The organism is Psychrobacter sp. FME13 (assembly GCF_014861395.1).
In the GTDB taxonomy this organism is placed as follows: Bacteria; Pseudomonadota; Gammaproteobacteria; order Pseudomonadales; family Moraxellaceae; genus Psychrobacter.
On sequence record NZ_RRYV01000022.1, the window covers coordinates 1 to 25,684 of the forward strand.

24 protein-coding genes and 1 pseudogene are annotated in these 25,684 nt (G+C 44.1%); 19 read left to right on the top strand and 6 right to left on the bottom strand.

Features of this window, described 5'->3' with window-relative positions:
• Both EI164_RS04735 and EI164_RS04740 read left to right on the top strand, forming a co-directional pair.
• Nucleotides 1-89, top strand: a pseudogene (locus EI164_RS04735) (IS5/IS1182 family transposase); the annotation flags it as partial.
• Nucleotides 61-561: a solute carrier family 23 protein gene (locus EI164_RS04740; RefSeq protein ID WP_318779517.1), complete on the top strand. Its 501-nt coding sequence runs from the start codon at nt 61-63 to the stop codon at nt 559-561. The pseudogene EI164_RS04735 and the gene EI164_RS04740, both read left to right, overlap by 29 nt.
• A gap of 171 nt (nt 562-732) precedes the next feature.
• On the opposite strand, the gene EI164_RS04745 is transcribed toward EI164_RS04740, so the two are convergent.
• On the bottom strand, nt 733-1,398 hold the full coding sequence (locus tag EI164_RS04745; RefSeq protein ID WP_192518841.1) for a TetR/AcrR family transcriptional regulator: 666 nt from the start codon (nt 1,396-1,398) through the stop codon (nt 733-735).
• Between the two features lie 276 nt (nt 1,399-1,674).
• Between EI164_RS04745 and uraD the strand changes: the two genes are divergently transcribed.
• The 12 genes from uraD to EI164_RS04805 all read left to right on the top strand — a co-directional run bounded on the left by uraD (nt 1,675) and on the right by EI164_RS04805 (nt 13,404).
• On the top strand, nt 1,675-2,202 hold the full coding sequence (uraD, locus tag EI164_RS04750; protein ID WP_225739113.1) for a 2-oxo-4-hydroxy-4-carboxy-5-ureidoimidazoline decarboxylase: 528 nt from the start codon (nt 1,675-1,677) through the stop codon (nt 2,200-2,202).
• A 35-nt stretch (nt 2,203-2,237) separates the two neighbouring features.
• Nucleotides 2,238-2,606: a hydroxyisourate hydrolase gene (gene uraH, locus EI164_RS04755; protein WP_192518843.1), complete on the top strand. Its 369-nt coding sequence runs from the start codon at nt 2,238-2,240 to the stop codon at nt 2,604-2,606.
• 172 nt (nt 2,607-2,778) lie between these two features.
• Entirely contained in the window at nt 2,779-4,131 is a 1,353-nt protein-coding gene (locus tag EI164_RS04760; protein ID WP_192518844.1) for a urate hydroxylase PuuD, read from the top strand.
• A 134-nt stretch (nt 4,132-4,265) separates the two neighbouring features.
• Entirely contained in the window at nt 4,266-5,783 is a 1,518-nt protein-coding gene (locus tag EI164_RS04765) for an NCS1 family nucleobase:cation symporter-1 (RefSeq protein WP_192518845.1), read from the top strand.
• Nucleotides 5,784-5,818: 35 nt separating this feature from the next.
• Complete coding sequence (gene puuE, locus EI164_RS04770; RefSeq protein WP_192518846.1) at nt 5,819-6,799, top strand: allantoinase PuuE; 981 nt, start codon at nt 5,819-5,821, stop codon at nt 6,797-6,799.
• A gap of 94 nt (nt 6,800-6,893) precedes the next feature.
• Nucleotides 6,894-7,730 (top strand): bifunctional allantoicase/(S)-ureidoglycine aminohydrolase, encoded by an 837-nt coding sequence (locus EI164_RS04775; protein WP_192518847.1) that lies wholly within the window; start codon nt 6,894-6,896, stop codon nt 7,728-7,730.
• An 87-nt stretch (nt 7,731-7,817) separates the two neighbouring features.
• Nucleotides 7,818-8,342 (top strand): ureidoglycolate lyase, encoded by a 525-nt coding sequence (locus EI164_RS04780; RefSeq protein WP_192518848.1) that lies wholly within the window; start codon nt 7,818-7,820, stop codon nt 8,340-8,342.
• Between the two features lie 401 nt (nt 8,343-8,743).
• Nucleotides 8,744-9,019, top strand: coding sequence for a Trp family transcriptional regulator (locus tag EI164_RS04785; protein ID WP_192518849.1), 276 nt, complete (start codon nt 8,744-8,746; stop codon nt 9,017-9,019).
• A 260-nt stretch (nt 9,020-9,279) separates the two neighbouring features.
• Nucleotides 9,280-10,698, top strand: coding sequence for an anthranilate synthase component I family protein (locus EI164_RS04790; protein WP_192518850.1), 1,419 nt, complete (start codon nt 9,280-9,282; stop codon nt 10,696-10,698).
• Between the two features lie 72 nt (nt 10,699-10,770).
• Nucleotides 10,771-11,418 (top strand): anthranilate synthase component II, encoded by a 648-nt coding sequence (locus tag EI164_RS04795; RefSeq protein ID WP_192518851.1) that lies wholly within the window; start codon nt 10,771-10,773, stop codon nt 11,416-11,418.
• Between the two features lie 18 nt (nt 11,419-11,436).
• A complete protein-coding gene (locus EI164_RS04800) occupies nt 11,437-12,216 on the top strand; it encodes a lysozyme inhibitor LprI family protein (protein ID WP_192518852.1) in 780 nt (259 codons plus the stop codon).
• 249 nt (nt 12,217-12,465) lie between these two features.
• Nucleotides 12,466-13,404 (top strand): DMT family transporter, encoded by a 939-nt coding sequence (locus EI164_RS04805; protein ID WP_192518853.1) that lies wholly within the window; start codon nt 12,466-12,468, stop codon nt 13,402-13,404.
• Nucleotides 13,405-13,578: 174 nt separating this feature from the next.
• On the opposite strand, the gene EI164_RS04810 is transcribed toward EI164_RS04805, so the two are convergent.
• The 4 genes from EI164_RS04810 to EI164_RS04825 form a co-directional block, all read right to left on the bottom strand.
• Nucleotides 13,579-14,325 (bottom strand): amino acid ABC transporter ATP-binding protein, encoded by a 747-nt coding sequence (locus EI164_RS04810; protein ID WP_192518854.1) that lies wholly within the window; start codon nt 14,323-14,325, stop codon nt 13,579-13,581.
• Between the two features lie 123 nt (nt 14,326-14,448).
• On the bottom strand, nt 14,449-15,132 hold the full coding sequence (locus tag EI164_RS04815; protein ID WP_192518873.1) for an amino acid ABC transporter permease: 684 nt from the start codon (nt 15,130-15,132) through the stop codon (nt 14,449-14,451).
• Between the two features lie 74 nt (nt 15,133-15,206).
• Nucleotides 15,207-16,043, bottom strand: a complete 837-nt coding sequence (locus tag EI164_RS04820; protein WP_192518855.1) for an amino acid ABC transporter substrate-binding protein — start codon at nt 16,041-16,043, stop codon at nt 15,207-15,209.
• A gap of 316 nt (nt 16,044-16,359) precedes the next feature.
• A complete protein-coding gene (locus EI164_RS04825; RefSeq protein WP_192518856.1) occupies nt 16,360-17,124 on the bottom strand; it encodes a UTRA domain-containing protein in 765 nt (254 codons plus the stop codon).
• A gap of 297 nt (nt 17,125-17,421) precedes the next feature.
• Between EI164_RS04825 and hutU the strand changes: the two genes are divergently transcribed.
• The 5 genes from hutU to hutI all read left to right on the top strand — a co-directional run bounded on the left by hutU (nt 17,422) and on the right by hutI (nt 24,735).
• Nucleotides 17,422-19,131, top strand: coding sequence for a urocanate hydratase (gene hutU, locus EI164_RS04830; RefSeq protein ID WP_192518857.1), 1,710 nt, complete (start codon nt 17,422-17,424; stop codon nt 19,129-19,131).
• Between the two features lie 70 nt (nt 19,132-19,201).
• Nucleotides 19,202-20,563 carry a YjiH family protein gene (locus EI164_RS04835; RefSeq protein ID WP_087814300.1) on the top strand — a complete coding sequence of 454 codons (1,362 nt, stop codon included), beginning with the start codon at nt 19,202-19,204 and terminating at the stop codon, nt 20,561-20,563.
• Nucleotides 20,564-20,682: 119 nt separating this feature from the next.
• On the top strand, nt 20,683-22,245 hold the full coding sequence (hutH, locus tag EI164_RS04840) for a histidine ammonia-lyase (RefSeq protein WP_087814299.1): 1,563 nt from the start codon (nt 20,683-20,685) through the stop codon (nt 22,243-22,245).
• A 27-nt stretch (nt 22,246-22,272) separates the two neighbouring features.
• Nucleotides 22,273-23,307, top strand: a complete 1,035-nt coding sequence (gene hutG, locus EI164_RS04845) for a formimidoylglutamase (RefSeq protein ID WP_192518858.1) — start codon at nt 22,273-22,275, stop codon at nt 23,305-23,307.
• A 117-nt stretch (nt 23,308-23,424) separates the two neighbouring features.
• Complete coding sequence (gene hutI, locus EI164_RS04850) at nt 23,425-24,735, top strand: imidazolonepropionase (RefSeq protein WP_192518859.1); 1,311 nt, start codon at nt 23,425-23,427, stop codon at nt 24,733-24,735.
• 262 nt (nt 24,736-24,997) lie between these two features.
• On the opposite strand, the gene EI164_RS04855 is transcribed toward hutI, so the two are convergent.
• A complete protein-coding gene (locus tag EI164_RS04855) occupies nt 24,998-25,579 on the bottom strand; it encodes a PepSY domain-containing protein (protein WP_192518860.1) in 582 nt (193 codons plus the stop codon).
• Nucleotides 25,580-25,684: the final 105 nt, after the last annotated feature.

A 25,684-nucleotide genomic window follows, 5' to 3' on the forward strand; every position in this document is an offset into this window, starting at 1 on the left:
GCATTGCCACGCGATATGATAAGCTCAAAGATAGCTATGCAGCGGCGGTAATGCTCGCTTGTGTCTTTATCTGGTTGCCACTCATTTGAATTCTATACACACCCTAGTCAAAATAATGGTGTCATCCAGATGACAGGGATTGCTAGTCGCTATATAGGGTTCTATGTAGGTGGTATCTTATTCTTTATGGGGTTATTCCCTGTCCTTGGTGCTGTCTTCACCCAACTACCAAAGCCAGTCGTTGGCGGTGTTACCCTATTGATGTTCGCTACTGTAGCAACAGCAGGTATACGTATTTTATCAACCGTCAACTTTACCCATCGCAATATATTGATCATTGCGACCTCGTTAGGTCTCTCTATGGGTGTGGCTTTTGTACCTGATGTATTTGCTCAAGCGCCGCAGTTTTTCCGTAATATCTTTGGTTCAGCAGTGACCGTATCTGGTATCGTCGCTATTGCTCTTGATATTATTTTACCCAAAAACTATGGTGTTGAGTTTGATACGGCAGAGCAACATCTGGATGATGGTCTAAAGCCACTTAGACAAAAAGTCTCTTAAATCATTTAGGAGCGTTTGAATAGCACTACTGCAAAGCTTGATTAATAGGTTTAACGAACGCTAGCGCATTTATCAAGCACTAGCGTTAAAGCCATTTTTTATTCTGGTTAATATACACTCTTATTGATATGAGATGACAGCGGAGAATAGCTCACTTATGACTGCACACATCTACTCAAGACCACAGCCACGCAAGATAAACGGCACCAAAAACTCAGCAGCACGCGCTTCATCCTGCTGGTCATAATCATTTTTGTCCATCAGACCAACGATTTCTGTTTCAAATTCAGCATATCGTTGCGTCGTTGCCCAAATCAAAATCAATAACTGTAGCGGATCAGTGATACCAATCTTGCCTTGCTCATGCCAGACTTTCATGACTTTTGCTTTATCAAGTGCCCATTCTTTCATTGTCGTCGACATAAAGCTATGCAAATGTGGTGCACCCACGATAACTTCTAGAGCAAACAGTTTGTGGCGATTTGGATGCGCAAACGCTTGACGTAATTTGGTGCGTACGAATTTTTCGATAACGACCTTAGGGTCACTATCGATCGTCATGGTAACCAAGCCATCGTTCCACTCTTGAATAATAGCGTGCAGCACAATTTGATACAGGTTTTTTTTATTCTTAAAGTAGTAATGGATATTAGCTTTTGGTAGGCCAGCCCTATCAGCGATACTTTGCATCGTAGCACCACCAAAACCCTTTAAGACAAACTCTTCTTCTGCTGCTGCCAAGATAACCGCTTGGTTTTGCGCACGAATGCCCTGCTGATTTTTCTGTGTTTTCGCGTCAGACGCTTCTTGTGTATTGATATCAGTTTCTTGATCCATGTTGGTAATACCTATTGTTGTTATAACGGTTGGCTATATGCCAATAAACAACCAGATTCAAATACGAATCTTTATGAAATATGAGCCACCTAAATAAAATTTCTTTATAAAGTAGTTGACCAAATAGTCAGGTTTAAGCAAAATAGCTTATATTAACCCACTTATTATTTTATATAACATTACTTTATTATATATTTTTGTATATCGTAATCTGAGCTTAACATTATCCATCCCTGCCGCCCACCTTTTAGTCCGTTGCTTTTACATGAATAGGAGATGACTGTGAAACTGTCTTTACAGCAATTTAATAAACTCTCGCCAGCTGAAGCCACGTCATATTTATTGACTTGCTGCACCAGTACTCAGTGGGCTCAGAGTTTAGTAAATAAACGTCCTTTCGGTGATATACAAACACTACTGACTCAAAGCGATGAAGCTTGGCTACAAGCTCAAACCGATGAGACTAATCTACTGCAAGCATTTGATGGCCACCCACAAATTGGCAATGTCGATTCGTTAAAAGAGAAATATCGTAACACGCAAGACAGTGCCGCACATGAGCAATCAGGTGCCAATGACGCTGAAGATAGTGTAATTGCAGCCTTAGCACAAGGAAATCAAGACTATCTCAATAAATTTGGCTTTATCTTTATTGTGTTTGCCACAGGTAAAAGTGCACAGCAAATGCTGGACTTACTGTTAGCAAGGCTACCAAACAATCGCGAAACTGAACTGGTCAATGCCGCTACCGAACAAAATAAAATCACGCGTTTACGTTTACAGAAACTGCTGAGCGACGCGTAAACCTCACCTGCCACACATATATAAATGGAGTTATTATGTCAGCCACTCTATCATCACATATTTTAGATACCCATCTGGGCAAGCCTGCTGCCGATGTCGCCGTAACCCTGCACCGTATTAACGATAGCGGTGACGCCACCCTATTGGCAAGCGCTATTACCAATGCCGATGGTCGCGTAGCTACTGACAGCTGGCAGTTTGACTCAACACTTGAGAATAACGCATCTGATTTGAGTCATGGTCGCTATACGCTGACTTTTGATACCCAGTCTTACTTTGATGCGCAGCAGCTCACCGCATTTTATCCGCAAGTCATTATCGATTTTATGGTACGCGATGACAATCACTATCATATTCCGTTATTGCTTAGCGCACACGGTTATAGCACCTATCGCGGCTCATAGCTTTCGTGATTCATAGCTTTCGTGACTCATAGCTTTTGTGACTCATAGTTACCTGCTATCTCATTCAGGCACATCATTATACAAGTTCATAATGAAAGCAAATAGTACACGAAACGAAAGCACATTGAAAAAAAGCTGACGACAAAAATTTGTAAAAAAGGACACCTGCCGCATGGGCGCTTATTATCTTGATTGGTTAAATTTATTTTTCCGCTGGTTCCACGTCATCGCTGGCGTAGCATGGATTGGGGCTTCGTTTTATTTTGTTTGGTTAGACCTCAGCCTACGTAAACCACCACAGTGGAAAAAGGATAAAGGCATTTCTGGTGACCTATGGGCGGTACATGGTGGCGGTTTTTATGAAATTGCCAAATACAAACTTGAACCTGAACAGATGCCCAAAACGCTGCATTGGTTTAAATGGGAAGCCTATACCACTTGGTTGACTGGTATGGCGATGTTATCTATCGTCTACTATGCCAATGCAACCGCTTATCTGATTGATCCAAGCAAGGTAGCTTTTGGCAGCAGCGTAGGTGCTATATCGACCAGCTTATTGTTTTTATTCGGCAGCTACTTTATCTATGAAGTGATTGTCCGCAGTCATTTGGGCAAAAACTCACTCATTTTTAGCAGCATTATTTTTATCCTACTAATCATCGCTTGCTGGGGTTCTTATCAGTTATTCAGTGACCGTGCCTCGTTTATCCATATCGGTGCCATTTTAGGTACGGTCATGGCAGGGAATGTCTTCTTTGGCATCATGCCAGCTCAACGAGCGCTAGTCGATTGCGTGAGGCGTGGTGAAAAACCCGGTAAAGAAGTGGCGGCCTTGGCGCTACAAGCAAAAAACCGCTCATTGATGAACAACTATTTTACGTTACCGCTTATCTTTATTATGATTAGCAACCACTATCCGATGATGTATTCTCATGCTCACGGTTGGTTGGTGTTGGTTTATGTCAGTATCATCACTGCGATTGTACGTCATTATTTTAACCAAAAGCATTTGGACAATCATAAGCCGCGCTACTTGGTCATCCCTGCTGTACTGACGGTTTTATTAATTATTTGGATGCGTCCTGAACCGATTGAGCCGCTACCTGCTGCCAATGCCTCAGTCACGGCCTCAGTCGCTGCCGTACCTGTAACGCCCGATACGGAGCCTCCAGCAACTGACAGTGACATAGCAAGCGATGTAGCCACAAATACAAGTTCTACAGCTATCACCGATGATACAGCTACTACTACTACGGCTGCAGCGGTACCAGTGACAGCCTCAGCTGACGATGCCATGATGAATGTCGTACATACGCGCTGTAGCACTTGCCATGCTGCACAACCAACCCAACAAGGATTTGCCGCACCACCAGCGGGTATTATCTTGCAAACGCCTACAGACATGAAGATTCACAAAGCAAAAATCATCACCGCAGTACAAACTGGCTATATGCCATTGGGCAATCTCACTCAGTTGACTGATGAAGAGCGCCAGCAGCTTGTAGCTTATACCTCGGGGTTATAAATGAGCACTTTCACTCAGATAAGTAAACAATTACCTTGACCAATGAACTAGACATCCTTAAAGTGTTAACAATAAAGATTGTTAAGTGTTAACAATATTGGTTTCGATTGATTCCAATCTGAAAGGAGAAAAGGATGTCCACTGCAAATAAGCAAGAAAGTCAGCTCCACAATCAATCCAACAGCGCGCTCTATGATTGCACCACATTCAATCCAGAACGCAAAAACTCAAGATTATACAATGACGATCTTGCCCCACTACAGCCTGAACAGCGTAGTTGGGGATGGTTTTCGATATTTAACGTCTGGTCAAATGATATTCAAAGTCTTTTTGGCTATACGCTTGCTGCATCACTATTCTTAAGCTATGGTTTGAATGGTTGGTGGGTCATGGCGGCGATTATCTGCTCAGGATTCATCGTCATGCTGATGGTCAATTTGACAGGCAAACCCAGCGTCAAATATGGCATTCCTTTTCCAGTGCTCATACGTGCTAGCATGGGTATCAATGGAGCGAATCTTCCGGCGATATTACGAGCCATTATCGGTATTTTTTGGTACGGGGTTCAGACCTATTTTGCCTCCACTGCGGTTGCTATCTTATTGACTATTATGATGGGTAGTTCAGATGCAACTTTTTTAGGCCTCAATAGTACAGCGTGGATCGCCTTTGTCATCGTTTGGGTGTTTCAAATCATGCTTTTTTGGGCAGGTGTTGAGCCTATAAAACACTTTTTAAACTGGGCAGGTCCGCTCGTTTATGTGGTGATGGTTATCTTGATGGGTGTTGTCTGGTATCAGTCAGGCTCAGAGTTATTACCAGCTATTAACTCCATTTTTGCTAGTGGCAGCGACTATACGGGTACCTCCTTTCAGGCATTTACCGCGATTGTGGGCACCATGGTGGCTTATTTTGCAGCCGTTGTGATTAACTTCGGCGACTTCTCACGATTTTTACGCAGTGAAAAAGAAATGCGCTTAGGTAACTTAGTTGGTCTACCTATTAATATGATGTTTTTCTCATTCATTGCCCTAGTCATTACCGCAGGTACTTTGGTCTTATTTGGCGAAGCATTGACCAACCCTGCAGAGATTGTAGAACGAGTTGACGCACTCCCACTAACGATTGTTGCAGCCTTGACCTTCTTTGCAGCGACTGTGGGGATCAATATGGTCGCAAACTTTATACCACCCGCTTATGATTTGGCGAACTTATTCCCCAAACATATTAGCTTTCGTAAAGGTGGCTTAATTACCGCAGTGATTGCCTTTTTCGTTGGCGCACTATGGTTATCATTTATCAGTAAAATCGGCATCGTTGGCTTTGTAAATGTTGTTGGCGCAGTCATTGCACCCTTTTTTGGTATATTAGTTGTCGATTACTACTTAATCAAACGTCAACATATTAATATCAATGATCTATTTTCCGATCAACCAGATGGGGCTTATTACTACTATAAAGGTTGGAATATTCGTGGCTTAATTGCTTTTGCGGTTGGTGCTATCTTTTCTATCGCTACCGTATTAGTGCCTGCATTAACAAAGCTTGAGGGTTATGGTTTCTTACTAGGTGCCATATTGGGCGGTATCGCTTATTGGCTGCTGATGCAATCCGACGCCATAAAACCTAATCAAGCATCAGACTTTAGGTAAAAAAACATCTCAATTGAAACAAAGGAATATCAAACATGACTCAGAAAATCACCAGTAACTTTGATCAAGATGCTTACCCTCGTGACTTAAAAGGCTATGGTGGAAACCCGCCAAAAGCCAACTGGCCAGGCGGCGCCAAAATCGCTGTGCAATTCGTCCTAAATATCGAAGAAGGTGCAGAGAACAGTGTCATTCATGGTGATGGTCAATCTGAGCGCTTTTTATCTGATGTATTGGGTACGCCAGAATTTAACAATCGCCATCAGTCGATCGAGTCAGCATTTGAATACGGTAGCCGTGTCGGCGTTTGGCGAGTATTGGATACCTTTAAAGAATACGGTTTACCCATTACTACCTTTACTTGTGCAGCGGCGGCTGAGAAAACTCCGCATATTATCGAGCGCGTATTAGAAGACGGGCATGAAATCGCCAGTCATGGTCTGCGCTGGATCACCTATCAATATATGTATCGCGAAACTGAGCGCGAGCATGTACGCCGTGCAACTGAGATATTCAAAAGCATGACTGGTGGCCAGCCACTCGGTTGGTATACTGGTCGTGATAGCCCCAATACTCGTGAGTTAGTTGCAGAACAAGGTGGCTATATTTATGATTCCGACTCTTATGCTGATGAGCTACCCTACTGGCTCAATGTCAAGGTAGAAGACGGTAACAAAATCGCACGTAAGCCGCATTTAGTTATTCCTTATACGCTAGAAACCAATGACATGCGTTTTGCTTCTAGTCCAGGATTTACCAACGCTGAGCCTTTTTATCAGTACTTAAAAGACAGCTTTGACACGCTATATAAAGAAGGCGAACATACGCCCAAAATGCTAACGATCGGTTTGCATTGTCGTATCATTGGTCGTGCTGGTCGTATTACTGCTCTCAAAAAGTTTTTGCAATACATCACTAGCAAGCCTGATGTGTGGATATGCCGCCGTGACGAGATTGCCAAACACTGGTATAAAAACCATCCAGCCACTGCCGACAACACCGAAAACTGGCTGTAACCATACGCTCAGACAACCATTTATCGCAGCACACCATTATTATCGCGACACACAATCATTATCGTCGCACAAAGTCACCAAGGAACATGAAAAAATGTCAACAAAAAGTACTTATTACGCGCCAACTGGCGGATTACCTCCGCAAACACAACTACTATCCGATCGTGCTATCTTTACCGAAGCTTATGCCATTATTCCCAAACGTGTATTAACCGACATTGTAATTAGCTATCTGCCATTTTGGGAAGGTATGCGCATGTGGGTGATTGCCCGTCCTTTATCTGGCTTTTCAGAAACCTTCTCACAATACATCGTGGAAGTAGCACCAAATGGCGGCTCTGATAAGCCTGAACTAGACATGAAAGCCGAAGCCGTATTGTTTGTCGTTGAAGGTGAAATGGATATTACCATTGAAGGCGAAGCGCATCACCTGGAAGCTGGTGGCTATGCCTTCTTACCGCCAGCATGTAAATGGACGGTGAAAAATAATAGCGATAAGCACGTTAAGTTTCATTGGATTCGCAAAGCGTATCAGTTTGTAGATGGTATTGATGCACCTGAGCCTTTTGTCACAAGCGATCACGATGTCGATGCTATTGAGATGCCAGACACAGGTGGCGTATGGGCAACCACTCGATTTACCGAGCAATCTGATATGCGTCACGACATGCATGTAAATATCGTCACGTTCCAGCCTGGTGGCGTGATCCCATTTGATGAAACGCATGTGATGGAGCATGGTCTGTATGTACTAGAAGGTAAAGCCGTCTATCACTTAAACGGTGAATGGGTCGAAGTAGAGGCAGGTGATTTTATGTGGTTACGCGCATTTTGCCCACAATCTTGTTACGCTGGTGGACCTGGTCCATTTAGATATCTACTCTATAAAGACGTGAATAGACATATGCCATTTATTCGCCCAGAACGATAAGCCGTCTAGAATATAGTCGATGCTAAGTAAAAAAATACCAAGTAAAAGAGATACACGAGATTATAAGGCAAAGTCATGAGTACTCTTATGAAGACTACAATCGTTGCAAAACCTTTAACCAAAGCTGGTTTTGCACCCTACGGCACCGTTATCGAACCCTATGACAAGGATCAGCAAACGCCTGAAAACAGCTACCATATCAATAAAGGCTATGCGTGTCGTCATCACGCCATCGCTGAAGCTAAGCTCGATGGTGGTAACGTGGGCATGAGTATCTTCCGTGCCAAAAAACGTGATTTCCCTATCGTATTATCCGTGATGGAATATCATCCATTTGGTACGCAGGCATTTTTTTCGATGAATGCTCAGGACTATATCGTGGTCGTTGCACCTGCAGGAGAGCCACCAAAATCTGCTGAGGATTTGACGGTGTTTTATGCCAAATCGCATCAAGGCGTACAGTATGATGCCAATGTCTGGCATCATCCACTACTCGCACTTGGGCGCGACTCTGATTTTTTGGTCATTGATCGTATCAATGGTGAAGGTCAGAATTGCTATGAGCTCGATATAGAGGATTGGCAAGTGCAAGTTGATCTGGCTTCGGAATAGTTTCAGACAGTACTAGGGTGTGTCCTCATTTTAAAAATGGTGATAAAAATTAGATAAATTGCAGTCAAACAAGGAAAATAGCGCAGATAATATCGAGATATTAGTCAGCTATTTGACGCCGTTTGGCAAGATTTAGCCATTTTTAACCCATTTAGATAACTATCGATTGAATTGAGGACATGCCCTAATAATAGGTGATAGCAAGACTAGCTAATAGCCATTAGCTGGTTTTTTCATTTGTTGCAGATTAGGGTGCATTACCGGTAAGCAAAAAATCGCTAAACAAAAAACTTTCTATGAGCTGCCTTGTTTTTCATGTACTATTATACTAGAATACTGAAACAAGATTAAGGCTAAAATCAGCAAGACAGCCATCTACCCTTTTATGAAGATTAAATACTATGAGTACTGATCCCTATTCAAGTTTACTGAAGCATTTAGCGAATTGTAGTGACAGCGATGATATGGCAGAACTATTCCGTGCCCTACTGACGGATAAAGAGCAGCTTGAGATTGCCAACCGTATTCGTATTTTTGATGCTTTAGATCGTGGCATCACTCAACGTGAAATCTCTGAACAGTTAGGCGTCGGTATCGCCACTGTCTCTCGCGGTGCTAAAGCCATACAAAGTCATGATATCAGTGCGCTACTAGCGACACTTAGACAAGACACTTAATACAGTCAATTCACTATACCTGACACAATACTCTCAACATTCTTTTTATTTTTAGCTAGGGCGTCTCATCAATTAGATTATCAGGCTTAAAATAAGAAAAATTGTAGATAAACAAGGAAGAAATTGCCGTTAATATGAATATATTGACAAAATTTCTGACGATGTTTAGCAAAATTTAGCCATTTTAAGACCATTAAATGTATTAATGTGCTAATTGATGACACGCTCTAATACATATTTGAACTATTCCGGACTTTGTTATGACCTTTCCTACACTACTGCACGGCCAACCTACGGCGATTGATATTCCTAGCAAACCACAGCGTATTAAGCTCACTCAAGATATTGACTTTTTTGCGTTATTCAAACGTATAGAAAGCACTTTTGATACCTGCTACCTACTCGAATCTTTAGGTGAAGACAGCCATATCTCACGTCATCATGCCATTGGGTTCAATCCAGTCATGACCATCGCTGCCATCGATCGCAACACCCTTGCCATCACCGATAACAAAACTGCTGAAACAAACCACTACCAAACCGAAAACCCATATCAACTATTGCGTGAGATTACCCCGCAACACGTTATCGCTCGTGACCAGAGCGGTGGTTTGGTCGGCTATCTAGGCTATGACAGTGTGAATTTTTTTGAGCCCAGCCTCACTGCAAAGTCTAGCGACGATTTTGAACCGTTTAAGTTTGGCGTATATTTAGATGGATTAACGCTCGACAAGATGACGGGCGAAATTTTCTATTTTTATTATCCGACCGATCAGCAAGAAAACCGTATCGAGCACATCAAAGCGTTACTTGATACACCTACTCCAAGTTGTGAAAATCCAACGGTTGAGTTTTTAGGTGACGGCATGAGCCAAGAGGAACATGCGAAAGCGGTAATGCAGGTCAAAGAAGATATTATTGCCGGACGTATCTTTCAGTGCGAGGTAGGGTTTAAGTCTAAATATCGTATCGCTGGTGACAAGATGCCCATTTATGAAAAGCTGCGTAGCGTCAACCCATCACCGCACATGTACTTTATGAAGTTTGACCAGCAGTGCATCATCGGCGCTTCACCCGAATTATTGTTTCGCTTGCGTCAAGGTGAAATGGAAACCTACCCGCTTGCCGGCACTGCCAAGCGCGGCGTCGATGTGATCGAAGACCGTAAGCTTGCCCGCGCACTGCTTAACGACGAAAAAGAGATTGCCGAACATAACATGCTGGTCGACTTGCATCGTAATGATATTGGTCGTGTAGCACGATTTGGCACAGTAAAGGTACGTAACCTAATGGACATCAAACGCTTCTCGCACGTGCAGCATATATCGTCTGAGATTGTCGGAATTTTACATCCCAACGAAGACATGTTTAGCGCCCTTGCCAGTAACTTCCCCGCAGGCACATTGTCTGGGGCACCAAAGGTTGAAGCCATTAAAGTCATTAATGAGTTAGAGCCAGATGGTCGCGGTGCTTATGGCGGCGCGCTCGGTTCATTCAATTTCAATGGCGATTGTATCTTTGCCATTCCTATTCGCAGCTTGTTTATGAATGGTGAATCGGCTTATGCCCAAACCTGTGGCGGCAATGTATATGACTCCAATCCAGCCGATGAATACTTAGAGATTCAACGCAAACTGTCAGCGATGAAAGTCGTATTAGACAGCTTTATGTCGCTGTAGTTTGCAACTGCTGTAATTCATACCAGCCGTAATTCGCACACTGACCATATTTTATTAAAGAGTTTATGACCCATGAATGTTTTAATTATCGATAACTACGACTCGTTTACTTTTAATCTTTACCAATATATTGGGGAGATTTTACAAACCATGGACGGTGATGAAGAAGCAAACGTCATCGTTAAACGCAACAATGAAATTACACTGGCTGACGTGCAAGCGATGAATCTTGACCGTATCATTATATCACCAGGCCCTGGCGCACCTGATGATCCTGCCTACTTCGGTATTTGTGCTGAGGTCATCAAAGTCATGGGTAAGACGACGCCAATACTAGGTGTGTGCTTAGGCATGCAAGGCATCGCTCATGTGTTTGGCGGTGATGTGATACGTGCCAATGTACCGATGCATGGCAAAGTCTCAGCGATTCGTCACGATGGTGCGGGTGTCTATCAAGGATTACCACAAGCCATTGAAATCATGCGCTATCACTCATTGATGGTGAAAGCCAAGACACTGCCAGATTGCTTAACTGTCACCGCCGTCGTTGATAATGAGCAACATAGTGAGCATAGCCTAGCCAAATCAGCACTAGCAGGCGATGAAATCATGGGCTTACAACACAAAGACTATCCAATTCAAGGTGTGCAGTTTCATCCAGAATCATTCGCGACTGAAGGTGCCAAGCGTTTGCTCACTAATTTTTTAATGCAAATATAAAACAGGTATAAATTCGCTATGTTTGTCACATCACCTAATATAAAGCGCTCATTCACACGTATGACGGTGTTTGCTAGTCTGATGATAGTGGCTTCTTTCAGCTCGGCAGTGGCACCTATTGAGGCAAACTTTATATTGGGGATGGACATTCAGGGTCAACGTTTAAACCTCTATAGGGATTGCGAAGAAGGGAGCGTAACTTGCGACAATATGCTACTAGTTGCTCCTGATTTAGGGCGACTCTTGCAAACAAAACAGGTAGGCAAGAAACTCGATAATACGCCTTATCTCAATAATACGCCTTATTCTGTCAAGCTTTATGCAGCCAAAACCAAGCACAGTGTGTGTAAAGATGGTGTGACTCCTTGTAGGTTTCAGGGTTATGTCTTTGAGGGTAAAGACTTTAACGGATTTATCGATCCATCAAACCATGAAATATATATTGGCAGCAACAGTACCAGTGATGGCCATAATTTCTCCTACAAAGAAAATACCACTTATTTACCGTTAGCGTCACAAGCTGGGCTAATTGATGGTATCTACGAAACGTCTGATCAAGAAATAAACGGTAGCTATCATGACATACGACAAGAAGTCAGTCGGCTATATGGTGAAGAAATGGCAGCCGACTTGAAACAAGAACAAAAACAAAAACAAAAACAAAAACAATGGATTAAACAGCGTTCAAAAGACTGCGGTGCAAACGCATCACATCAGCCAAGAACCCAAGCAGAGAAAGTGTGCTTTATTCAGCAAAACAACACCCGAGAACAAGCATGGTTTTTGTGGATTGATTAGCCCTACCTAAATCTTATCAGTTCGATGCCTTATTCCGACTATACTCGTCATTAATGCCTGCTTTGTATTTTCACACGCCATAGCATTTCCGAGCGACTCAGTAATATTTTCATGATAAACTCAAACAAAAGACAGTCTAATTATAGGCTGTCTTTTGTTTGTTCAGTATTGCTTAGCACATTTGAACAGCGGGCAATCTTACACAAGGTTGTATCATTCAGATAATAATAAGAAAACAATAGGGCGAACATGGATAAAGCAATCCCATCATCAAAGTCATGGATAGGCATCATTCAAATCATCACAGCTGCTGTTTGCTGGGGTACATTAGGAATATTTTCTACTTACCTTAATCAAATTGGCTTTAGTGGATGGCAGACAACTATTTTACGCATCGTAACCGCTGCGCTGCTTGTGCTCGTCATGCTACCAAAACTATGGCCGCATTTAATTAAACTGCGACCCAAGCAATGGATTGGATTGGCATTTCAGTCTTTGATAGGCGTGCTTGGCATGTCGTTATGTTATTTCTTTGCCGTTATCTACGTCGGTGCAGGCCCCGCTGTCGCACTGCTCTATACTGCACCCGTTTTTAGCTTGTTATTTTCGACGCTTTTGCTCAATGAATCTATTACTCGTCAATCAGCCCTACTGGCTCTAATGGCAGTGTTTGGCGTTGGATTGACGATGTTAGGTGAGCAAGCACAGGTCAACTGGGGTATTGTCTTGGGGCTATTGTCAGGAATGTGCTACTCATTATATGGCGTGCTGGGCAAACGAGCGATGCATAATGCTCACCCTGCCCCGTTAGTGTTTTTTACCTCGATTATTATCAGTGCTGGTGTGTTGCTATTATTACCAGAGACTTATCGTACTTATGAGCAGCTACTAAGCCTACCACTACCGACTTGGGGCTATGTCTTAGGGCTGTCTTTACTAGGAACTGTCGTACCATTTGCGCTGTATATGAAAGCATTAGAAAAGCTGCCTGCCTCTCGCGCATCCGTATTTACGATTTTTGAGCCGTTGACAGCCATTGCTCTTGCGACCATATTGCTACATCAATCATTGTCATTGATTCAATATGTGGGTGTGGTATTAATTCTACTAGCCGCTTTATTTAATGCCATGCTGAACGGTACTGCCACTCGCGTACCACGTTGGCTAAAAAAACGGCAAAAGGTATAAAACTCTGTTGTAATGGACAAAACTCTTGATATGTTTATAAAAAAAGCCCCAACCATGACAACATGATTGGGGCTTTTTATTGTTTAAGTCTGTATATTGCTCAGGGCGGTATATTGCTTAAGGCTTCATATTACTCAGAGCTTCACTTTGACAATAGAAGCTCACTTTTTAGCTTTATTGCTTCTCGATACGCTGTAAAAACGCCTGCGTACGTGGATGCGTTGATAGCTCAAACATCTGCTCAGCGCTGCCTTCTTCGACCACATGACCATCTTCGATTAATACCACATGGTCTGCGACATCACGGGCAAAGTTGACTTCGTGAGTTACCACAACCATGGTCCAGCCTTCCGATGCCAATTGCTTCATCGTCTCAAGGACATCTTGCACCAGCTCTGGATCAAGCGCCGAGGTTGGCTCATCGAACAACAGTAATGATGGCTCAATAGCCAGCGCACGAGCAATACCGATACGCTGCTGCTGACCACCAGATAGCTGAAACGGATAGAGATCCGCTTTGTCTGACAGACCCACTTTCTCTAGTAAAACTAAAGCCTGTTCACGGGCTTGCGCTTTGGTTTGACCTTGAACCACTGTCGGTCCAAGCATTAGGTTTTCGATAGCTGTCTTATGTGGAAATAAATTATAAGACTGAAAAACCATGCCTGATTTGCGCTGCAGAGCCAATAAGGTTTTTTTCTTAGGCTTAGTAGCAAAGTCGACGCTCAAGCTATTGTCATCAAAAGCAATCACACCTTGATCAGGAATCTCCAGCGCATTTAAACAACGTAAAAATGTCGTCTTACCTGACCCTGAAGGTCCTAATATTACGATCACTTTGCCTTTATTGATCGTCAAGTCGATGCCTTTTAGCACCTGATTGCCACCAAAAGCTTTATGAATATTAGTGACTTTGATCATAAAAATTCCTGTTGTACTGATCTTTATTTGCGACTGTTTATTCTGAATCGCTTGTATGACTGATGGCTAATCCATCATTACTTACTAACAAGCACTTATTAATAATCGTTTATTAGCCATCAATTATTTTGCCACGTAGCGATCCAGTCGGGTTTCAAGTTTGCCTTGAATAAAGGTCAAGAACAAACAGATACCCCAATAAATAATCGCCGCTTCAGTATAAACCAGCATAAACTCATAGTTGCGTGCCGTAATGATTTGCGCTTGTTTAAACAGCTCAGTGACGAGTACCAATGATGCCAAAGAGGTGTCTTTTACCAAACTGATAAACGTATTGGATAACGGTGGAACAGATACCCGAAGCGCTTGTGGCAAAATAACGTGACGAAAGGTTTGCAGATACGTCAGACCAACCGTCGATCCTGCTTCCCATTGCCCTTTTGGTATCGATAAAATCGAGGCACGCACCGTCTCTGATGCATAAGCGCCGATATTTAGCGAAAAAGCAATAATTGCTGACGGAAAAGGATCGAGCTTTACTCCGACACTTGGTAGACCATAGAAAATAATAAATAGCTGAACCAACATCGGTGTACCACGAATCGCAGACACATAGATACGAGCCAGTCTATAGATAACCTCATGGAACACACCAGTACGCGGCACGATACGAATCAGCGCCACTGTCAGTGCAATGACTATACCAATCGTAAATGAGATCAACGCCAGTGGTATCGAATAGTAGATACCACCTTTGAGCATTGGCCAAAACGATGAGATGACAATCTGTGCCCGATCAGCACTCATAAATGGCAGTGCTGCCAAAAAATCTGCTAACCATGAGGCTGACATGACAGACGCCGGTATGATAGACACTGACATTACTTTTTCTGACTTATATCAGCACCAAAGAACTCTTCGCTAAGCTTGGTCAAGGTACCATCAGCGGCCAACGCTTCCATCGCATCATTTAGTTTTTCCACGACTGCGTCATCGCCTTTGATCAATACCAAACCTGAGCCACGTAGCTCACTAGCAGGAGCCGTCAGTTTAATCTCCATGTTTGAATCTGGGAATTTTTTGAGGTAGTCCAATACTGCTAGATTGTCATTCATGGTAAAGTCAGCACGATCTTGTTTGACCAACTGAATGGCCTGCGCCATGCCATCGACAGGGACGATTTCTGTTTCATACTTCTCTGCCATCTCGCCATAGTTACTACTTAATGATTGAGCCGTACGCAACCCTTTTAAACTTTCCCACGAGCTATAACGGTCGTCATCAGTCGGTGCTAGAACTACCGCACCTGACCAGCTATAAGGACTGGCTTTATCATACTTTGCTTTGCGCTCAGGCGTGGTCAAACTAACTTGGTTAGCCACCATATCGAAGCGTCCTGAATCCAAACCTGCCAGCATAGCATCCCATTGGGTTTCTTTGAACTCGACGTCTACGCCTAGTTTATCTGCTACTGCACGCGTTACTTCAACATCATAACCCGTTAGTTTTCCGCTCTCATCATGGTACGTGAACGGAGGATAAGTACCCTCTGTACCAACGTTGATGGTACCACCATTGTTGATACGTTGTAGCAAATCAGAACCGCCCGTTGCGGTACTGTCAGTCGCACTGGTATCAGCTTCGTTGGTAGTAGATTGACCGCAGGCAGCAAGCAACATAGTGCTGGCAGCTAGGGCTAATAGATTGCGACGTTTCATGGGGTTTCCTTCCGCGAATAGATGAATAAATACTCAACATACAGCAAGTAGAGGCTAGTAACAAACTAAAATCGCTGAAATATACGCGTGGTTTATGTGTCACGCTTCTCATTGCTCGGTAAATTTATTGTATTTTCTTGTGGCTGCAAGTTTTGAGGGCAAATGATGTATTTTTCAATACTGTTTCTCTATTATTTTTTAAATTTCAAAGCATATTCAGATGTTATTGCTGTTCAATAAATATCAGCTTATCGATATAGCCCCTGACTTTAGACAAGAAAATGTAAAAAATCAGTGGGCATACGTAAGGTGACCATCATAAATCGCCTGAAAACTGATAGCGTTCACCCGCATGCCACATCTTCACAAAGGTGACTACTTGACCTGCCGAGTAGGTTTGGCGGCACAATACCAGTGTTGGTGACTGCGAGGCAATTTGTAAAAAATCAGCAATGTCATCAGGAGCAGCCAATGCTTGAATAGTATAACTGCCGCGCTCTAGTGGACTCTTAGCAATTAAGTAATCACTGGTATTGACGACGCTAAAATCTTGCTCAATAAATTTTGGTACTTTATTGGCATCAACCCAACGCTCTTCAAACTGTATGGGCTGGCCGTCAGCAAAATGGATGATTTTGACCTCATATAGTACCGGTATTTCTAGTGCTGGTGTTTCATTGAGCACCTTGCCCTCACGACCATTTGGTACGGCAATATCAAACTTATCACGCATCGCATCGTCTAGCATATCAGCCGTAATAGCACGCTTACTCACCACCTTTGCCTCATAATCACGATTGGCAGATTTTAAATCCTCAGCGATGTTGCGCACCTCGACAAACGTATGATTAAACTGCTGCTGTGCGACAAACGTCCCTGACCCCTGCCGACGCTCTAGTACCCGCTCCTCGCTCAGCTCTTTTAGCGCGCGGTTCACCGTCATGCGCGACACCCCAAACTCCTCAGCCAGTGCCATTTCTGTCGAAATCGCGTTACCTGCTTGCCATTTACCCGAGTGTATATTGTCTAATATAGCGTTTTTTATGCGTTGATACGCCGGAATCGTCTTTGTCATGGCCATCTTTCACTGTTGTCTTTAATCCTAATAATGTCGACATAATATCATGAGACTGCAGCGCAATTCTCAATCGGAACCTACCTACACAACATATTTTTCAGATCAATAACAAAAATAATTGCCTCACAAATAAAAAGTACTTGCATGAAAAAATAATCTTTGATAATTTGTATATACAACTTTACGACAGTATCAATAACCCAGCTCATATAGCAATTAGCCAAGTGTATTTATAGACTGAGCGTAAACCACTTATTTTCATTGCTCTAGCACCTTAAAATATTTCACAAGGATTTGACCATGACTACTGATAGCAATAGCAAAAAACCTACTCGCCGTGATGAGAGCCGCGAAATCGCCGCGCCCACTGGCAGTACCCTACATTGCAAAAGCTGGCTGACCGAAGCGCCCTATCGCATGCTGCAAAACAATCTGCATCCTGATGTGGCCGAAAACCCTAAAAGCCTAGTGGTGTACGGTGGTATTGGACGCGCAGCCCGCAACTGGGAAAGCTATGATCAAATTCTAGAGTCGCTAAAAGTGTTAGAAGACGATGAGACCTTATTGGTACAGTCAGGCAAACCAGTTGGCGTGTTTCAGACACATGAAAACGCACCGCGCGTATTGATTGCCAACTCTAACCTTGTACCACGCTGGGCCACGTGGGAGCACTTTAACGAGCTCGATCGCAAAGACTTGATGATGTATGGTCAAATGACAGCTGGTAGCTGGATCTATATTGGCACGCAAGGCATCGTGCAAGGTACATATGAGACCTTTGTAGAAGCAGGTCGTCAGCATTATGACGGTAGCTGGGCAGGACGTTGGATTTTGACCGCGGGTCTTGGCGGCATGGGCGGTGCGCAGCCATTAGCCGCGACTTTTGCAGGTGCAACCTCACTGAACATCGAGTGTCAGCAATCTAGTATCGATTTCCGCTTGCGTACTGGTTATGTCGATAAGCAAGCTGATGACTTAGACCATGCTTATGAGCTCATCAAACAGCATACCGACGCGGGTGAAGCGGTCTCTATTGCCCTACTTGGTAATGCAGCAGATATCTTGCCAGAGATGGTCAAGCGCGCCAATGCTGGCGGTATGAAGCCTGATCTAGTGACCGATCAAACCTCAGCGCATGACTTGATCAATGGCTATCTACCAAGTGGCTGGACAGTGGAAGCATGGAAAGCTGCGCAAGAAGATTCAGAGCAACATGCAGCATTAACCAAAGCCGCCGCTCAGTCTTGTGCCGTACACGTACAGGCGATGCTAGATTTACAAGCGATGGACATTCCAACGACCGATTATGGTAATAATATCCGTCAGGTGGCTTTTGATGAAGGCGTTAAAGACGCTTTTAATTTCCCAGGTTTTGTCCCCGCTTATATTCGTCCGCTGTTCTGCCAAGGCAAAGGCCCCTTCCGCTGGGTGGCGCTGTCAGGTGATCCAGAAGATATCTATAAGACCGATCAAAAAATCAAAGAGCTGTTCCCTGAAAACACCCATATCCATCGCTGGTTAGATATGGCAAAAGAGCGCATTCAGTTTCAGGGTTTGCCTGCCCGTATCTGCTGGTTAGGATTGGGTGAGCGTGACAAAGCAGGTTTAGCCTTTAATGAAATGGTCAAAAACGGCGAGCTAAAAGGCCCTATTGTCATCGGTCGTGACCACTTGGATACGGGTTCTGTTGCCAGCCCAAACCGCGAAACTGAAAGCATGAAAGATGGCTCAGATGCGGTATCTGACTGGGCATTATTGAATGGTATGCTCAATGTCGCAGGCGGTGCCACTTGGGTATCACTACATCATGGCGGCGGCGTTGGCATGGGCTACTCGCAGCACTCAGGTATGGTCATTGTCGCAGATGGCACTGATGCCGCTGCCAAACGCTTGGCACGAGTACTTGTCAACGATTGCAGCTCAGGGGTTATGCGTCATGCCGATGCAGGCTATGAGCTGGCGATCAAAACAGCCAAAGACTATGGTCTAAATTTGCCGATGGTTAAGTAGCATACCCTTTATCCTTATAAGTGATTACTTGACATAAGGATATCATCGACATTTTATCAAGGAGGATAATATGATTGAGCAAAATACGACACTAAATCTCAAGGATGCAGCAGCGACACCAACTGAAGCACTACTGTCTAAACCTATAGCGTTACTGCAATTGATAGTCTTTAGTGCTATCGGTTTGGTCATGTTCTTTGTGCCATTTACCATTGGTGAGAAAAGCACGATTTTGTTCGATCATGGGGCAACTTATCTGGTCAATCAGCAGCATACATTGTCTGTGATGTTATTATTTTTATTGATGATCTTTGGGGTAAGCAAGCCATTTATAGACGGCTCATGGCGTAAAAATATCACCCACATGATTATGACTGCTTTTAAAATCATTGGTCTGATACTGGCAGTAATGTATGTGGCTGACGTAGCGCCTGCCTTTATGATGGAAAAGGACATGCTGCCGTTTTTGTTTGAAAAACTGGCATTACCAGTCGGTATGATTGTACCGCTTGGGGCATTAATTTTAGCATTTTTGGTGGGTTTTGGTTTGCTCGAGATGGTCGGTGTGCTCATGCAGCCGATCATGAAACCTATCTGGAAAACCCCAGGTTCATCAGCGATTGATGCTGTCGCATCCTTTGTTGGTAGCTACTCTATCGGGCTGCTCATTACTAATCGCGTGTATTTGCAAAAGCAATATTCAGCGCGCGAAGCCATTATCATTGCGACTGGATTTTCGACCGTATCAGCGGCATTTATGGTCATTGTTGCCAAAACGCTTGGTCTGATGGAGTTTTGGAACCTGTTTTTTTGGTCTACGCTAGTGATTACCTTTATCGTTACTGCGATTACTGCTCGTATTCCACCCATTAGCCTTGTAGATGATAGCGTTGAACGTCCCGCTTTAGACCATAAAAGTGGTACACGTTTGGCGGCAGCATTTGATTTGGGTTTGTCCACTTCGCGCCGTGCCACTGACCTAAAACAAATCTTATGGTCTAACTTTCGCGATGGGCTGACAATGGCAGCGGCGATTGTGCCTTCTATCATCGCGGTTGGCTTGACAGGATTGATATTAGCAAAGTATACGCCTGTATTCGATGCTTTAGGCTTGCTTCTTTATCCATTTACATGGCTTAGCGGCTTACCAGAGCCTCTGGTTGCCGCCAAAGGTATGTCAGCGGGATTGGCTGAAATGTTCTTGCCAGCACTGCTCCTCAGTGAGGCTGATATACTGACTCGCTATGTTGCAGGGGTCATCTCTATTAGCAGCGTGTTGTTTTTCTCTGCCATGATTCCTTGTGTGCTTGCCACTGAAATACCATTATCTGTCGGCAAAATGGTCATTATCTGGTTTGAGCGTGTGGTACTCAGTATTTTATTGGCTGCGGCATTCGGACATCTAGCCATGTACTTCAACTGGATTGGCTAAAAAAACAAATTTAATAACAAGTATTATGTTAACTAAAAACATTTAAAAAACGTCATTTCAACAAAGACATGAATCAAAAATAATATAACCCATATGTCTTACAATACTAGGATCACCCTATGAACGATATCAAAAAATTAACGCTACACCCTCGCCAGCTTAGCTTTAAGATGCTACGTGATATCTATGAGCAACCTGTCATATTGACATTACCTGAGAGTGCTTATAAAGCTATCGATGCCTCACACGAAGATGTGCGTACGATTATTGCTCGAGACAAAAGCGCTTATGGAATCAATACTGGTTTTGGCTTGTTAGCAAAGACGCGTATCAGTGATGATCAGCTTGAGCTACTTCAGCGCAATTTGATCGTTTCTCACTCAGTGGGTACTGGTGGAGCGTTACCAGACAGCGTCGTGCGACTGATTATGGTGATGAAAGTTGCCAGTTTGGCTCAAGGTGTCTCTGGTGTGCGTCGCGAGGTAGTAGATAGTCTACTGGCCTTAATCAATAATCAAATCACGCCAAATATTCCGGCAAAAGGGTCTGTTGGTGCTTCTGGTGATTTAGCGCCTTTATCACACATGACACTTGCAATGATGGGTGAAGGTGACGTGTTTGTCGCTGGCGAAAAAGTGCCTGCAGCAGAAGCTCTAGCTCAACATGGACTTGAGCCAATTACCCTAGCAGCCAAAGAAGGCCTCGCGCTTATCAATGGTACGCAAGTTTCAACCGCGCTAGCATTACGGGGTTATTTCTTAGCGCGTGATTTGCTTGAGACCGCCACCATCGTCGGCTCACTGTCGATTGATGCTGCCAAAGGATCGGACTCACCATTTGATGCGCGTATTCACGAAGTACGTGGCCATCATGGTCAAATTGAAATCGCCAAAGCACATCGTCAACTGATCAAAGGCAGTGCCATTCGTGCCTCACATGATGGCGAGCAAGACGATAGAGTTCAAGACCCTTACTGCTTGCGTTGTCAGCCGCAAGTCATGGGTGCCTGTCTTGATATCATCAATCAAGCAGGTAAAACGCTACTAATCGAATCCAATGCCGTCACTGACAATCCGCTAATTTTTAATAACGAAGATGGCCCAGTGGCTATATCAGGTGGTAACTTCCATGCTGAGCCAGTCGCTTTTGCCGCTGATATTTTAGCCTTGGCAATTGCCGAGATTGGTTCTATGTCTGAGCGCCGTGTGGCCTTACTTATCGATGCGACGCTGTCAGGTGGTCTGCCGCCATTCTTGGTTGATAACGCTGGGGTCAACTCAGGCTTTATGATCGCCCATGTGACAGCAGCGGCACTGGCTTCAGAAAACAAATCTATCGCCCATCCGGGTAGCGTCGATAGCATCCCAACCTCTGCCAACCAAGAAGATCATGTCTCCATGGCGACCTATTGCGCACGCCGCTTATACGAGATGGCGCAAAATACTGCCACCATTATCGGTATTGAGCTATTGGCTGCCGGTCAAGGGATTGATTTTCATCGCGGATTAGAGACATCAGAGCCGTTGACTGTGGCGCATCAGAAACTGCGCGAGAAAGTGACTTTCTATGATAAAGACCGCTACCTAGCGCCTGATATCGAAGCGGCCAAGCAATTGGTATTAGACGGTACGCTTGCTGAGCACTGGCAGTCATTACGTAGCAACTGGTACGAGTCTAAATAAGCGTTAGATAATAGAAGGGAATGAGCAATGGCCATTACGAAAATTAGCACAACCGTGAGTCACACAGCGGCTGACATGATGCTGTGGACTGGCCGTGCAGAGCCATTTGAGACGGCACGTGCCCGCTACTGGTATCAGCTCGTCCAGCCTTACGAGGATCAAAATATTGGGCTAATCGGCTTTGCATGTGATCAAGGGGTTAGGCGCAATCAAGGCCGCGTGGGTGCGCGAGCTGCCCCGCCGCTGATTCGCCGAGCGTTTGCGACGCTGCCAGTGATTGCGTCGTTGCAGACACGCTATGACAATCAACTGGCAACATTGCTAGGTGATGCAGGCGATATCTATTGTCATGACGATGATGACTTTGCTGCGCACACTCTTGAGCAAGCTCAGCTCGAATATGCGGATAAGGTGAGCGCTATCGTCAAACAAGGCGGCTTGCCCATTGGACTTGGTGGTGGTCATGCCATTGCGTACGGTAGCTTTTTAGGATTATGGCAGGCATTAAAAAACACAAACGATACCACTACCGCACCGACCATCGGCATTATTAATTTTGATGCGCATCTTGATATTCGTCAGTCGGATGTGGCGACCTCTGGTACACCTTTTCGGCAAATTGCTGAGCATTTATCAGCACATGAGCAGCCTTTTCACTATTGCTGTATTGGCGTCAGTCGGTTCTCTAACACGGCAGCGCTGTTTGACCGCGCTGAACAATTGGGTGTACAAGTCATTAGCGACGAGGACTGTCAGCAGCAGCCTTGGCAGGTACTTGCCGATCAGGTTATAAGCTTTATCAATCAGGTTGATGTGGTTTATCTAACCATTGATATGGATTGCTTGCCTGCCAGTGTTGTGCCCGGTGTGAGTGCCCCAGCAGCTTACGGTATTGAGCTTGGGTTTGTTGAGCGCATGGTAAAAACCATCATGGCTACAGGCAAAGTAAAAATGACCGACATTGCCGAGATTAATCCTAATTTTGATATTGATGGGCGCAGCTGCAAGGTCGCTGCTCGACTACTGGCAACTATGGTAGAGCAGCATTTACTAGTCATCTAGGTTTATTGTCCAAGCTCATCGTCTAGGTTCGTTGATTAAATTCATTGCTTAGCTTAGCTTTGCCCTCTCATCCCGACCAATAGACACCACTGGCGTCCAAACAATAAGGAGCACATTATGAATGATTTCAACAATACGACAGCAACCATATTCGATGATGCCACCATGGCATCGTTTCATCAAATTATCATCAATGCCAATCTTGCCACGTTTTCTGCCCATTACGGTTTTAATAGCAGTGACCATGTACCTTATGGACAACTGGAAGATGCTGCCATCGGTATTATTGATGACAAAATTGCGTGGATTGGCTCTAATAAACAAATAGCAGAGCACCTGTCACATTACTCAGCAGAGCAAATCAAAAATGCTCATGGCGGCTGGGTAACCCCCGGATTTATCGACTGCCATACCCATATCGTTTATGGTGGCAACCGCAGCAATGAGTTCGAGGCGCGCTTGCAAGGCGCTAGTTATCAAGACATTGCTGCACAAGGTGGCGGCATTGTCTCAACCGTTAGTGCAACCCGCGCCGCTAGTGTTGAGTCGTTGTTTGCACAAAGTGAAAAGCGCCTACTCGCACTCATAAAAGAAGGCGTGACCAGTATCGAAATCAAATCGGGCTACGGCTTAGATTTAGACACTGAGCGCAAAATGCTCATGGTTGCTCGCCAGCTTGGTGACAAACACAATATACATGTGAGCACAACGTATTTAGCGGCACATGCCCTACCACCTGAATACAAGTCTCACATGCAGGACCGCTCGGATGAATACATCGAGCAAGTGTGCGAGTGGCTACCTATTTTGCATTCAGAGGGTTTGATCGATGCGGTCGATGGCTTCTGTGAAAACATCGCCTTTAATACTGAGCAAATCAGACGCGTTTTTGAAGTGGCACGCTCATTAAATGTACCAGTCAAACTGCACTCTGAGCAATTATCTGACATAGGTGGTAGTGCCTTGGTTGCTGAGTATCAAGGGTTATCCAGCGACCATCTAGAGCATTTATCAGAAGATGATATCAAAAAAATGGCTGCCAGCAATACCGTAGCTGTGATACTACCTGGGGCGTTTTATACATTACGTGACACCAAATTGCCACCGATTGAGGCGCTACGCAAACATCAGGTGCCAATGGCGCTTTCTACCGACTGTAACCCTGGCACTTCACCGCTCACCTCGCTTTTGTTAACGATGAACATGGGCTGCACGCTATTTTACTTAACCACTGAAGAGGTTTTGGCAGGAATTACTGTTCACGCAGCACAAGCATTGGGGCTATCTAATAAAGGTAAAATAGAGGTCAGCTGTGATGCAGATTTGGCACTATGGGATATTGCCCGTCCTGCCGATTTGGCTTATCAGATGGGGCTAAACCCTATCCAATGCACTATGGTTCAAGGTAAGTGGCGCAAGACGGTGTAACCTTTCTACCTTTACCTATCACCATTAAAAAAGCCACTAGCTAGTATGTTCATCTGGTGGCTTTTAATTTATCTGGTTTGGATATTTCTACTAGGCCATGTCTTTATTTCAAAAATGGTGATAAAAATGAGATAAATTGCCGTCAAACAAGAAAAATAATGCAGATAATATCGCGATATTAACCCGCTATTTGACGATGTTTGGCAAGATTTAGCTATTTTTAGCCCATGTAGATGACTATCGGGTGAATTGAAGACATGCTCTAGCGCTTATATTTGTTGGCAAACGTCTCACCTGTATTGGCATCCACATTGATACCAACGATCTCATCGCCTTTCAGCAAGTCAACTTTGTAATACAAAGGGTGAGCATCATAGTCGCGATCTGCTTCAAACTCGACTTCTAATGTCATACCGCCTATTTTTTTCTCAGCGATACCTATCGCACTCATAATATTTACTTTCGTACGATGCTGTACGTTGTAGTCGTTAATATCGTCGCGATCTAATCGCTCAGTCTCAGTCCCAATGACTGCTCCCGTCATTGCATCCACTACTACTTCATAACTATCGCTAGCCGTGCTAAATTCTATTTCATATATGCCATTTTCTGTATCATCATCATCTTCGTCATAATCAGCCCCGATTAGCATACCGGATGCCTGTGCGGTTGCGATAGTAATCGCTTGCTTTAAACCAATCTTGGTCGCTTGTGCTGCTTTTACCTCAGTAGACAGACTGGTTTGAGCCGCCATTACAGTCGTGCTCATGACACCTGTAGTTAGGGCGAATGCTAGGCCAGCACCTAAAGTGGTCAATTGTATTTTTTTAGACAGTTTATTCATTAACTTATTTCCTTTACTTATCACTTACTTTTATAAGCCATTTTTATAGTGTACTGCTATAACCCAATGAAATAATCTCTTTTCATTATCGATAGCGTTTAATGC